The following is a 13,868-nucleotide window of genomic DNA, read 5'->3' as shown; positions in this document are numbered from 1 at the left end:
TATTTCTAAACCTGAAGTCTTTTATTTTTGGAATTTGGAATTTAAAAATTTGGAATTTCAATTCATACTCGGTGGCTCCGGAATTTTAATACTTCGTTTGATTCTTTTTACAATAAGAAGATAAAAAGTTATTCCGCCTAAAATAATTAATAATGCAATTTGCAGTTGTCCTAAACTATTGTTATCGTTGTACATGGCGTTAGCATGAGCAAGTTTTGCCTTGCCTTCCTTGATCTGAATTTGCGATAAAGCTTCTAATGTTTTTAAAGCCTGTTCGCTTGAATAGATAATTTTGCTCCAGTTTTTATTTTCAACCTGATTGTTGATTTCTTTACACGAAAGTAAGAAAGTATCAAAATGTTCTTTTTCTTTATTAGTTAAAACAGTTTTGGCATACAAATCATCGATGTTATGAATGATATTTAAAGTATGATTTATTTCGTCTTTCTTTGTGTTATCACTCAAATCCAGTTTTTCGGCTTCACTTTTTATAAAATGAATTTCCTTTGAATATTGAAAGATATAATGTGCCACGACCAATCGATCGTTGTAAATAGCATTGATATTTTCGTTTACTTTTTTGGAATTTCGTAACGTGTTGAAATTGCTCAGAATTATAATCAGCATCACTAGCAGCAAAACGAAGGCAGCTTTAGTTTTATTGCTATATTTTTTTAAATCTTTCATTTGGTCTAATTTAAAATTCGTTATCATAACTCCTTGAAAGTTTGATTAATACTAAAATAGTACTTTTTAATTAGAATAGAGAAGAATTATTTTTTCAGGAAATCCATTATGATATTCAGCGTTTCATTTTGTTGTTTTTCGCGGGATATTTTAGCTAAATTATCTCCAACTTGAAAACCATAGTAGCCAAATTGAGCATGATTAGCACCTTCAATTTTTACAAATTTTGTGTTGACAGGAAGTTTTGATTTATTTTGAAAGATAGTCTTTTCATCTGCGACACCATCATCTGAACCATAAATTTTTAAAACCGGAATTGCATTGTCTGCAAGTGAAATATCCCGTGGATGTGTGGTTCCAATTAAAATCAATTTATCAACTAAAGTTGGATTCTCTTTAACGAATTGTGCCGCCATTTTTCCGCCTTGTGAATGTCCGGCTAAAATATAGGTTTTGGATTTATCAGTAAATAAATGAAGTTCTTTCGGAATTTCATATCCTTTTGAAGCTAATCTCCAGGGCATTTTTATCAGATACACTTGTATTCCGTTTTCTGAAATTTTTCGACAAAGCGGTACATAAGCTTTTGGATCAACCATTGCACCAGGGTAGAAAATAAAGACTTTGTCAAATTTTTGTTTTGGTTCAAATACAAAATAATTGTCATTGTCCTTTACAGAAATTATGCTGTCACTTTTAAATAATGATTCCGAAACGTCTTTTGCCTGATAAGAATACACCAGCCAAATTGTAAATAAAATGGCAATAAGAAACCATATTCGCTTTATAATTTTTAGGATTGGAGACTTCTTTACCATAAAAAAAGTTTTTAGTTTTGATATTAATCTTCGCTAAAATCACTGATGAAATTATCTGACTTTTTTCTTCTAAAAAACGCAACCTGCATGAACAAAGCCAACAAAATTGTCAACATCGCACCAATAAAATTCAGCCACAAATAACCTAGTTTTTCCTGTTTGTAGATCATGAAATAATAGATAATAAAAATGGTGACCTGACTAATGATGGCACTGCAAAACATTGGTTTTGCCTGAACCCGGCGAAGATAAAATCCAACAAGGAAGATTCCTAAAACAGTTCCGTAGAAAATTGATCCAATGATATTGACCAACTGAATTAAATTCTCAAACAATGTTCCTACACACGCAAAAAGTATGGCTACAATTCCCCAGAATAAAGTAAAAAATTTAGTAGCGTTCAGATAATGTTTCTCTGATTTTTCGGTTTTCAGATTTCGTTTGTAAATATCAATTGCAGTCGTCGAAGCCAACGCATTTAGACCAGATGCCGTTGATGACATGGCTGCTGAAATAATTACCGCCAGCAGTAAACCAATCAGACCTTTTGGCAAATAATGCAGAATAAAATGAAAGAAGACATAATCTTTATCGTTGGTTTCGCTATTGCTGTCGGCTTTTAGAATGATTTCTTTCGCACGATCACGTAAGTCTTTTTCTTTGTTGGATAACGTAACCAATTCTTTTCGCAAAATAGGATTGTCGTAATCCTGATTCAGCTGATCGATATACAATAAATTGATTACTTTTTTATCTTCTGAAAGCGTACTAAGCTTTTTCTCTAAAACATGATATTCTTCTTTATAAGCCGATTTTTCAATGACAATTTTATTATTCGGATTAAAATTTAGCGGAACCGGATTGAATTGAAAAAACACAAAAACCATAACTCCGGTTAAGAGAATGAAGAACTGCATCGGAACTTTTAAAAGTCCATTCATAATTAGTCCCATCTGGCTTTCGCGAACGGATTTTCCGGACAAATAACGTCCAACCTGAGACTGATCTGTTCCAAAATAGGCGAGGGCAAGGAAAAAACCTCCAGTGATACCGCTCCAAATTGTATATTTTTCTTCAGGATTAAAAGAAAAATCAACAATATTCATTTTGTCATTCGCACCTGCGATATGCATGGCACTCGTAAAAGTCATATCGTTTGGCAGATAATGCAAAATCAGGAAAAAGGTGATAAACATTCCGGTCATGATCACAAACATTTGCTGTTTTTGTGTGACGTTTACGGCTTTTGTTCCGCCGGAGAAAGTATAAATGATTACCAAAACTCCGATGATAATATTCATAATAGTTAAATTCCAACCTAAAAGTGCCGATAAAATAATTGCCGGAGCATAAATGGTAAGCCCGGTTCCTAAACCTCTCTGAACAAGAAAAAGAATGGCAGCCAAGGAACGTGTCTTAACATCAAATCGTTTTTCGAGAAATTCATAGGCGGTGTAAACTTTATTTTTATGGTATAATGGAATAAAAGTAACGCAAATAACAATCATAGCAATTGGCAATCCAAAATAGAACTGCACAAATCCCATTCCGTCATGATAAGCCTGCCCTGGTGTGGATAGAAATGTAATAGCGCTGGCCTGAGTTGCCATCACTGAAAGTCCAACCGTGTACCAGGGAGTTTCGTTGTTTCCTAAAATAAAATCTTCAACGTTTTTGCTTCCTTTGGTTTTCCAGGAACCATATCCAACAATGAATAAAAGTGTAACAATTAGTACGATCCAGTCAAATAGTTGCATAGGTTATGAGTATAATTGCATGATTAAGAAAAAAATCAGAATATAAATCGCATTCGCCACCAAAACGTAGGTGTAGCTTTTCTTCCATTTTTTTGTTTTTTTAGCTTCCATTTTTTGAATGTATTATTGCTTAAATTCTTGTTTAGGAGCTTGTACAGGCTGTTTTAGTGAAATGATATTCGAAAGCAATTTATAGGCTCCTGCAACACCCTCCGGCAATTCTCTAAAAAAGCTTAAGCCTGTGTAAATGTAATATCCTTTTCCGTATGGTGCTACTAATAAAGCACCATTTTTAGGAGATTCACCTTTATCATGCGAAGAAATAATAGGAGTAAAGGCAGGATCGAATTGATCCGGATAATATAAACCCTGCTCTTGTGTCCAGCCTTCAAAATCTTTTGCGGTGATTTTGTTCGGTGTATTTAAAACGGGGTGATTTGGTGCTAAAAATGTTATTTGCGCATTTTCTTCGGTTACACGGTCGTTTGAAACTTTTAGTGGGTAAGGCGCAATCTGATCGGTTACCATTTTGCCGTATGTATTGTATTGTACAATCATATTTTTACCGTTTTTAACATAATCAAAAAGGATTTTTTGCTTGTTCGCCAATGCATTCACCGTGTTGTAAGCACGGATTCCTGTAATAACGGCACTGAAAGAATCCAGCCTTTGAGGCGTAATTTCTTCAGGTTTCAAAATAGTTACTTTGTATCCCATTTGAGCCAAACTCTCCGGAACTTCGTCGCCTGCACCCATGATATATGCAATAGATTCACCCGAAGTTTTCAAATCTATTCGGATGCATTTTGACTCAGCCGGTTTTAAAACCATTTGTTTGGTAATATGACTGTAATCAATAATCGTTTCGTCTTTGTCAAAACGTTTGCTGTCTACAATTGCAATTGCTTTTGCGACAGCTTCTTCGGCATTTACCGGCGGTGTAACTTCAAAATAAAAGGTTTGTTCATTTCCTTTTTTATCTAATGAAAACGGAATCTGTTTTGGAGAAACCACCCAGCTTTTTGGTAATTCCAGTTGCAAATCGCCTTTTAAACCATCTTTTCCGGCACGAACTTTTACAGGAATCATTTTAGTTTTGGTATCTCTAAAAATCAGGACTTTTTCTGAGATTGAAGTAGTAACTTCTGGTACAATATCAAGGAAATTATACATTTCTCCTTTTACGCTGTCGTTGTATTTATAAACAACAGTGCGCTCAAACGGAATTTCAACTCCACTAATTTTCACATTAAAAACAAGTTTTACTTCTCGGATGATATCCGGAATTCCAATATTTTCCTGATTGGAAACTGTATACATTCCAACGCTTGCCTTTTCTTTCAGCCAATACGGCTGTGTATATTCCAGATTATCCGGAAGTTGAATTTGAAGACTTATTTTCTGATCATTGTTGTATTTTAAATCGCTATTTTGAATCGTTTTTTTGTTGTCTGGCAAAGAAGTTACGCTTACCAATTGCATTTCAATCGGACTTCTGTTAATCGCTTCAACGCTTAATTTGATGGTGCTTCCCGGCGTTGCTTCCTGTTCGTTTGCAACGGCTTCAAGATATAAACCTGAACACGAGGCGATAATATTTTTTATTGCAGTTGCTTTTAAAGGCTTCCAGTGTTCATCGTCTAAAGCTTCAATCATAGTATAAGCTTTTACCAAATCCGGAATACTTGCCGACGGATTGCTGAAATCGTATTTTGAAATAATTTTTGAAATTAATTCTCCAACTGGTTTTCCGTTTTTAACACGGCTCCAGGTAGTGTCAATTCCATCAAATAAATGGTCACGGTCTTTCGGAGTATCCCCATTAATCAATTCTAAATATTCAGTTTCTTCGCCACGCGCACCGGTACTTCCAAAACCTTGTGATTGATGGCGGCTACGGCTTAAAGCGGCAATTTCCTGATTCGATTTTCCGAGTCCGGAATAATAAACACCGGTTTCTAATCTGGTAAATTTTGATTTATTGGCAGCGTCAAATTTTTCCTGACTGCCGTAAAACCACCATGAAGGATTAAAAAATTGACGTTTCACCTGCCAAGGTTTTACATATTTTAATTGTTCCGGATATATGTTTGGATTATTGGTTAGTTTAAAACTTTCCACGCTTAACATCGCCGAAGAGGTGTGATGTCCGTGAGTGGTTCCTGGCGAACGATGATCAAAACGGTTAATAATTACATCAGGCTGAAATTTTCTGATGGTCCAGACCACATCAGCCAGAACTTTATCCTTATCCCAAATTTGTAAAGTTTCGTCTGGCGTTTTTGAAAAACCAAAATCGTTTGCTCTCGAAAAAAACTGTTCCCCGCCATCAATTTTTCTGGCTTCTATTAATTCCTGAGTCCTGATTACGCCAAGTAATTCGCGCAACTGCGGACCAATTAAGTTTTGCCCTCCGTCCCCACGTGTCAATGATAAATATCCTGTTCTGGCATTCATTTCGTTTGCCATATAGGAAATCAATCGTGTATTTTCATCATCAGGATGAGCGGCAACATACAAAACTGAACCCAGAAAGTTTAGCTTTTTTATCTGATTATAAATTTCTACAGAACTTGGTTTTTGTGGTTGTTGTGCAAAAGAAATAGAAATTCCAGTTAGAAAAAATAGAAGAATTTGTAACTTAATTTTTCGCATAGCGTATTTTGTTGGTGTTTTGGAAAGTGCTTCAAAAATAGTAATTATATCTTTTAAGCATAATTAAATGAAATGTTAATGTTTAGTTATTGATATTACTGCACAATTTCTGTTCCAAAAAAAAAAGCTGCTAGATTTTATCTAACAGCTTTTAAGAGAATTGATCTAATAATTTAAATCATGCGGTAATTCTTAGGATTACAGAAAATTACTTCAATTTATTTTCTGTGTCAACATAGTTACCAGTGATGGTAACACCACTATTTTTAGTTACTTTTCCGTAAATGGTAATCGAAGAATCATTCCCAATAAAATTAATCTTAGCACCACTGTTCAATCTTAAATCTCCCCAGATTACTACAGACCCTTCAATTTGCAATGTAGCATTACTATTAATGATTAATTCTGTCGGATATTGCTGTTGGTATTTTCCCTGAGCTAAAGTTCCCCTCATATTAAAAGTTCCCCCACTATTTAAAATCAATGAGTTTTGAACTGATATTGATCCGCAATGCGTTAGTATTCCGCCAGAATTGATCATAGCTGAATTGATAGCTGTTGATCCTGAAAATGATTTTATTTCATTGGAATTTAAAATTAAATCCTGACCCTGATTGTAGGCTCCATAATTTGAACAGTTTGCAAATGTTGGATTAGGTTTTTCCATTTTAATGATTTTCAACCCCCCTTTTCCGCTGGCAACATAAATGTAATTACCACTAGATTTAACGTAATTTGATGAACCTGTTATTCCAACTGTTCCAACTAAACTAAGTTGTGAGCCAGATTTGTATACATTTAATCCTGCAGCACCGTTTGCTACAAAAGCATAACCGTCATTTACCGAAACAGCATTTGTAACATTATCACCACCAGCATCATGTAATCCGATAGTTTGTACTTTAGCACCACTGTTGATGTCGTAAACACCTAAACCGTTATATCCTTCAGAAACTAATAATTTAGTTCCGTCAAAGTCCATTGTTCTTTTTGCACCGCTAACATCTTGTGATGTTGAAAACGTTTTTTGCAAAGCCAAAGTAGATTCATTGTAAATATTTACACCTTTAGCACCACTTAAAGTAACAATTTTGTCGCCACTAATGGCTACAGAACGTAAGTCTGCTAAATCTACTTTTCCTGAAATAGCTTTAGATGAACTGTTTATCTTAAACAAACTTCCGGCATCACCCGTTACAGCGAAATATGATGAAGCATTTGCAGCAACATCAGTTGTAACTTTTCCTTCAAGATTGTTAACCGTATATTTATCAGTAAGCAAACCTGAACTCAATTGCATATTAATTACAATTGATGGATGTGCTAATGTTTGATCTTTATCAATATCAGTTGCTCCGGCAATAATTAAATTTCCGTTAGAGTAGGTAAGCGATGTAATATCAGTATTAGCAATTAATGCTGATGTAATTAATTTAGGTTTGTAAGGATCTGAAACATCAATTACATCAATAGCTCCAGAATAATCATCGCCACTCATTGTATAAGCAACATATGCGTAGTTTCCGTTTACAGCAACATGATTTGCCTGTAAAGTTCTTCCGTTACCATCTGTTGGCGGATTAACTTCAGCAATTTGTACTAAAGGAAGATCATTAGTTAACTGACTGCTTATTAATAATTTTGATGTTGAATTATTAGTAATACTAATAACTCCCGAATTTGTATAATCTAGTCTTTTGTTTAAAGATGTAACATCGTTGTTGATTTCTATATTATTCTCTTTTGCCTGATTATCATTTGTACCTAAAGCATCATCGTTGCTTTCACAAAATGTAAAAAGTGACATTGCTAAAAACGAAAATAAATAAACGCTCTTTTTCATAATCTTTATTTTGGTGTTTAAATTATGGTACAAAGATACGAGGTATTTGTTGTAGAAATGATGTTTAATTAGGAATACTTTAACTATCAATGAGTTATAAATAATATTTTTGTATAATGTTTAATATTTTAACATATCTGTAAAATATTATGCATGCATATAAAAAAAAGAGTATCAATTATTGATACTCTTTTGTGTTAAAATTAGCTATTTAGCAATATTTATTTGATATACAATGTATTAATGCTTACCGTGGTGACCGTTATGACCATGATTATCATGTTTATCATGATGTTTGTAATCGTTATGATTATCGTGATGATCGTTGTAACCATATACAGGTCTTGGTTTGTAAGGTCTCTGAGGAGCTCCATGATATCCTTTGTAATACGCTGTTCTGTGACGATCAAAATATTCATAAGGAGCTCTACCGTGATAATCGTTCAAAACAACTTTGTAACCTCCATACAAATCGTAATTTCTGTATTGTCTTGGCAAGTAAGTTGTTCTAACCCATCTTCCTCCTCCAAAATAAATAAATTGTGATGCTCTTACATCGTAATACGCTTCAATATCTGGCAAATAATAGTATTCCGTTTCAGCGTATCCTGCAGGTCCCCAGGCTGGCGGTGTACCTATGTTAACGTTAATCGAAACTTGGGCTTGCGTGGCATTTGCAACCAAAAGGAATAATCCGGCGATTGCTATTTTAATTGTTTTCATTTTTTTAAGATTTATTTGTTATCCTGTTTAGGGATATTCATATACTGTGCCAAAAATGAAAACAAAATGTATTTCGTCGATAAAAACATGCATTTTAACGGGTTATAACGCGATAAGTATTTGGTAAATAATTGATTTTGAATTCGTTTTGGAAATGTTAAAAAATAATATAAAATTGAAAATATTTTAATCTTATTTATAATTAACAGTTCTAGGTTTTGCCAGCTCAAAACTTTGTAAACCAAAATCGGTTGTTTCAAAAGTATTGGTTTTGAAAACATTGTCGCCCTGATTTGGAATACTTGGGTAAAATGACAGTGACAACTGAAACGAACTGAATACTAAATAGTCATTACTGACAATTACGCCAATTGTGAATTTAGAATACGCTTTGTTGTTTGCCATAGAATTATTCGGACTTCCTAAAACGGCAACAGAATAATTAAAGAACGGATTTAAACGAAATCCCAAAACGGAGTTTGGCGCATAAGTTTGAGTTTGCAAAGATAAAACCATTTTATTTGTACCATAAAGCGGACTATTAAAGCCTTGTAAACCATTATCTTCATTAATGTTTAGTTCATCTCCGATAATATTTTCACGGTTTACGCCAATAACCCACTTAGGATTAACGAATTGTCTAAGTTTCCAACTGCCAATACTATAGAGTTTTGTGAAATAATTTGCTTCAATTGCAAATGCAGTCTGATAGGTTTTAGATTGATGGAAAAAAGTTCCGGCTTCAAAATTAGTACTCAAAAAGCCCCATCGATAGTAATTTCCAAACGAAAATTGACCGCCTATATACGGCCGCCAAATAGTATTTTTGTATTGATAGCCGAGTGTTATACCATAAATTCGGCCTATCGGGACATCTTCAGTCTGGCCGTTTCTAAAGATATAACTGTCTTTTATAAATTGTCGTCTATTAAGTCCGATTCCTGATAAAATAAGCTTTTCATCCGAATAAAAATGCAGCGGATCGTATAGATCTGATGGACTTTCACTATAATTGACATTCAAAAAACGTCCCGTAACAATCAGGTTGGTAATGCCGCTATTTTCATCGTTAAATACTTTAGTTGCTTTGCCTGCCCATAAATCCTGAAAATTATTTTTAAATGGCTGATAAGCATAAGTTAAATCCGGCGCCTGCAAAGTATCCTTCCTAAAGTTCTGCCCCACAAAAACTCCACCAGCCCATTTGGTTAAAGGAGAATAAAAGGCACGTTCAATATTAATACTTTTTGTGTAATTATTGTCCAGATCCATCTTGTAATTCAGCGTGGTACTGATATATGTATTCTTAATATTTGGTACAGTGTAGGTTACTTCGTTAGCATTTTGTCCATCATCAAACCGATTTGTGAATCTATACTCCAGTTGCTGGCCTGAACCAAAAAAATCTTTTTCCTTAAAACCAACAGAAACCTGATTGCTGGAAATAGAAAACTTCGGAATAGTACTCCAGGAATCTAAAACACGAATGGTAACATCTACAGAATCAGAATCTTTACCAGCTAATTCTTTTGTGATTCGAACTGCTGTCACATATTTTTGCGCCCTGATCAAACGTTCTGTTTCCTGAACTTTATAAGCGTTGTAGGGGACATTTCGTTTAAATAGCAGTAAATTATAAATAGCTATTTTTTTTGTTTTTAAATGCAGCCTGTTACCTGTTCTTTCACCCCAATTTTTTGGGGTAACTGTTGTATCTGCTATTGAATATCCGAACGGATCTAAAGTAATGACATTGATTTTTCTAATGATTTTCCCATCATAATTTAACGTGTCATTTTCAATAATTTCAACTTCCTTTTTTCGAGGTTTATTTCCTCTGAAAAGAAGTTTATGAACTGTTTGGGTAAATTTATTTTTCTTGGAATAATTTCGAATTTTGGTATAAATTTCGGTAGTATCCTTCTTGCCTTTATTGTCTGTGGTTTTATTAGACTGTGCGTAAGTACCTTGCAGGTAAAAGCACAATAAAATAAAAACTACTATTTTTTTCTTTAGAGACATTCAGGGAATTTTTTTTGCTATAAGTCAGTTGATTTTTTTATGAATATAAGGAAAATAAGCGTTATTTCCCTGCGATTAGTTTACATTAGATTCAATCTTCGGTTTTCTAATACGCCACGTAAATTTTCTGGGCATATGATTTCCCATCAAGTACCCCCACGGTTCTAAGGATTCTATTCGTTCAAAAATTATTTTTAAGATTGCCAATAACGGAATTGCCAAAAACATACCCGCAATTCCTGCCGCCGCACCACCAATGATGATTCCCATAATAGACACGAAAGCATTGATTTCTACTTTTGAATTAATGATTAAAGGCACAAGCAGATTATTGTCGATCAACTGAACAATAATATTTACAATCAAAATACTGACAATTACGGATGTTTCCGGAGTTGCTGTTAAAGACGCTAACAGCGTTATAACGCCGGCGATTGTTATCCCTATATAAGGTATCAGATTTAAAATTCCAGTAATTAATCCTAGTAGAATAAAATATTTTACCCCAACAATCCAAAGGCCTAAACCCGTTAAAATGGAAACCACAATCATTTCTAATATTAAACTGACGATATAATTGTTTATTGAAACTTTTATTTGTGATAATATATCTTTTAAAGCGGCATGGTCTTCTTTGTTAATTAATTTGGCAAGGAAAAGAATAAAATGATCTTTATAAAGTAAAAACAAAAAGGTATAAATAGGAATGATAGTGCAGTCTAAAAGAAGATCTGTAATGGATAATATCGCTGATCCCACCGTAACAGCACCGTTATTTTTAACGGAATCTTTAGTTACCGTATCCAGGTATTTTTTTTGTTCGCCAATGCTGATGTGAAAATTGTCTTTTACAAATTTATGTATCTCGGTAATTAAATAATTCGTGTTTTTCTTGATAGCATCAAAATCGTTGGCAATGTCTTTAACCTGATAGGATATAAAAACTAAAATTCCAACAATGAATGCAGCAAACATCAGCACACAAAGTATCGCTGCGAGATGCCTTGGAAATTTAAATCGAACATTTAATAAAGTGAAAATTGGGAGTAGTAAAACGGCGAATAAAAAGGCCATCAAAACAGGCGTTATTATATCCTTTCCGATGCAGAATATAGCAGCAAAACAAATTAAACTTACAAGTATAAGGCAAAGTTTTGCATAAAATGGCAATTTTATTGAACGAATCATTAGGTGTTGAAAATTAGGTTTAGAAATCACAAGATCTAAACAAAATTCCTCTTTTTTTAAGAAATACCCGTTGTACGTTTTTGTAGTAACCTTATAAAATTCCCATTCCTATTTAATCGAAAAACTCTTTATCTTCATATTGCGCAGGCATTATTGAAATACCTTTCTGCATCAATAAGTTATTTGGAAAAATGATTTTTTCGCCTTCTTTGGTTTTTAAATTAACATGAAAAGCACTGATATCTTCTATTTCGGCTTCAATAGGAAAATCTTTATCATGAATTTTAATGGTATCGCCAATTCTGAAAGGAAATGAAAAAAACAAAATCATTCCCGAAGTAATATTACTCAGAATCGACCATTGCGCAAACATCGCAACTCCAATTACAGTCGCAATTGAAGAAATGGTAAGAAAGAGATTTTTAGTATCAACTCCCCAAATTACAATCAAACTAATCACAACTAAAATATTCATTAGTATGTGAATATATTTTATAACTAAATTAGTTCGATGTTCCAGTAATTGACTTGAGTGCGCAAAACGGCGTATTAATTTGGCAACAATAATGCGTAGCGCAATTAGCGCAAAAAGAAGAATTCCGGTGGCCAGTATTTCCTGGCTATATTCTTTAAAAGAAAACATACTTTAATTTTTACACTAAAGTACTCAAATATTCATAAACTTTAGCTGTCGGAAGTCCCATAACATTCGTATAAGAACCTTCAACTTTTGCAACTGCCATAAAACCAAACCATTCCTGGATACCATAAGCGCCCGCTTTGTCATAAGGTTTATAATTTTCGATGTAGTACAAAATAGCTTCATCTGATAAATCGTTGAAAGTTACTTTGGTAATATCATGCAAAAGGGTAGAAGTAGTGGCAGTTTTAAAACAAACAGAGGTAATCACTTCATGAGTAGCATTCGACATTGATTTAATCATTTCAAAAGCTTCTTCGGCATTTTTAGGTTTGCCCAAAGCTTTATTCTCATGCCATACAATTGTATCGCTGGTTACTAAAATTTCATTTTCCTTTAGTTCTCCTTCAAAAGCGCTTGCTTTTAATTCGGCTAAAAAATCAGTGATTTCTGCCGCTTTTAATTCAGGAGGATAAATTTCTTCCACATCTTTCAGCCTAATTTCGAAATCAAGATTCAAATCCTTGAAAAACTGCTGTCTGCGTGGTGAACCCGAAGCCAGAATTATAGTATATTTTTTTAATCTTTCTTTAAGCATTGTACTTAATATTTAAGGTAATAATCAAAATTGATAAAATTCCGAAAAGTAAAATTAGTTTTAAAACCGTACTCAAATGGTGAAATTCTTTTTGAGATTTTGCACCAAATACTTTAACAATAAAATACAAAAGTGGCGCTAAGACAAAAGCGAATGCATATAGTGTAACAATCAAAAGGTTGTTCTCCACGAAATATTTATTAATATAAAGTAATGACAATATAAACGGAATAATGGCAAATCCTAAGGCGATTTTTGCAGCGCGGCTAATTCCAATTGCAATTGGTAAAGTGTTCAGCCCTTGATTGTAATCACCATTTACATCTTCAATATCTTTAACGATTTCGCGAATAAAATTAATCATGAAAGCGAACAGAGCATAGTCAATTAAAATAGAAAATAAACTTGCCATTTGTGCCTTATTTTCCACATCTGTCGCGGGAAAAATATCAAAAACGCCAATGATAATAACGCTTAAGGCCAATAATAAAGCAACAACAAAATTCCCCAAAAGCATAATCTGCTTTAGTGTGGTAGAATAAAAATAAAGCAAAGAAGCTATCAAGATGAAAATGGTTGCAAAACCCGGTCTCATAATCACATTAGACAAATAAAATCCAATGGCAACACCTGTAATATTTAATCCGAAATAAATATTGTAAGCTCTCGTTTCAGAGATTCCTTTGCCAATTACAACATCCTGAGGTTTGTTGATAGTGTCTGATGCAACATCAAAAATATTATTGATTACGTAACCTGCCGCTGCTAGTAAAACTGTACTTAAAACTAATAATCCGTATTGCCAATCAGCTAAAGCCAAAGGAATATCCTGCTGTTTTAAAAAAGAATAACGAAATAAAAGCTGCATAAACGCAAGCATCAATAGATTTTGGTATCGAATTAGTTTTAGGTATTTCATTTTTTTTTTTGAGGTTCT

Annotated in this window: 11 protein-coding genes; all 11 read right to left on the bottom strand. The window is 33.6% G+C overall.

Going from position 1 to position 13,868, the window contains the following annotated elements; translation table 11 throughout:
* Window positions 1–57 precede the first annotated feature (57 nt).
* Window positions 58–687 carry an MCP four helix bundle domain-containing protein gene (locus tag J2X17_RS12065; RefSeq protein WP_310298199.1) on the bottom strand — a complete coding sequence of 210 codons (630 nt, stop codon included), beginning with the start codon at window positions 685–687 and terminating at the stop codon, window positions 58–60.
* 86 nt (window positions 688–773) lie between these two features.
* Window positions 774–1,505, bottom strand: coding sequence for an alpha/beta hydrolase (locus J2X17_RS12060; protein WP_310298196.1), 732 nt, complete (start codon window positions 1,503–1,505; stop codon window positions 774–776).
* A 23-nt stretch (window positions 1,506–1,528) separates the two neighbouring features.
* Window positions 1,529–3,262: a sodium:solute symporter family protein gene (locus tag J2X17_RS12055; RefSeq protein ID WP_310298194.1), complete on the bottom strand. Its 1,734-nt coding sequence runs from the start codon at window positions 3,260–3,262 to the stop codon at window positions 1,529–1,531.
* 123 nt (window positions 3,263–3,385) lie between these two features.
* Entirely contained in the window at window positions 3,386–5,917 is a 2,532-nt protein-coding gene (locus J2X17_RS12050; protein ID WP_310298192.1) for a PIG-L family deacetylase, read from the bottom strand.
* A 208-nt stretch (window positions 5,918–6,125) separates the two neighbouring features.
* Complete coding sequence (locus J2X17_RS12045; RefSeq protein ID WP_310298189.1) at window positions 6,126–7,760, bottom strand: LVIVD repeat-containing protein; 1,635 nt, start codon at window positions 7,758–7,760, stop codon at window positions 6,126–6,128.
* 240 nt (window positions 7,761–8,000) lie between these two features.
* On the bottom strand, window positions 8,001–8,483 hold the full coding sequence (locus J2X17_RS12040) for a hypothetical protein (protein WP_310298186.1): 483 nt from the start codon (window positions 8,481–8,483) through the stop codon (window positions 8,001–8,003).
* 192 nt (window positions 8,484–8,675) lie between these two features.
* Window positions 8,676–10,505 carry a BamA/TamA family outer membrane protein gene (locus tag J2X17_RS12035; RefSeq protein ID WP_310298183.1) on the bottom strand — a complete coding sequence of 610 codons (1,830 nt, stop codon included), beginning with the start codon at window positions 10,503–10,505 and terminating at the stop codon, window positions 8,676–8,678.
* 75 nt (window positions 10,506–10,580) lie between these two features.
* A complete protein-coding gene (locus J2X17_RS12030) occupies window positions 10,581–11,693 on the bottom strand; it encodes an AI-2E family transporter (protein WP_310298180.1) in 1,113 nt (370 codons plus the stop codon).
* Window positions 11,694–11,805: 112 nt separating this feature from the next.
* Window positions 11,806–12,336 (bottom strand): mechanosensitive ion channel domain-containing protein, encoded by a 531-nt coding sequence (locus J2X17_RS12025; RefSeq protein WP_310298177.1) that lies wholly within the window; start codon window positions 12,334–12,336, stop codon window positions 11,806–11,808.
* Window positions 12,337–12,346: 10 nt separating this feature from the next.
* On the bottom strand, window positions 12,347–12,931 hold the full coding sequence (locus J2X17_RS12020) for a Maf-like protein (protein ID WP_310298174.1): 585 nt from the start codon (window positions 12,929–12,931) through the stop codon (window positions 12,347–12,349).
* Window positions 12,924–13,850 (bottom strand): geranylgeranylglycerol-phosphate geranylgeranyltransferase, encoded by a 927-nt coding sequence (locus tag J2X17_RS12015; protein ID WP_310298171.1) that lies wholly within the window; start codon window positions 13,848–13,850, stop codon window positions 12,924–12,926. Before J2X17_RS12015 ends, J2X17_RS12020 begins: the two co-directional genes overlap by 8 nt.
* Window positions 13,851–13,868: the final 18 nt, after the last annotated feature.

This window comes from Flavobacterium aquidurense (genome assembly GCF_031458035.1).
Lineage (GTDB): Bacteria > Bacteroidota > Bacteroidia > Flavobacteriales > Flavobacteriaceae > Flavobacterium > Flavobacterium aquidurense_C.
The sequence above is the reverse complement of the archived record's forward strand: the minus strand, read 5'-3'. Positions and strand labels throughout refer to the sequence as shown.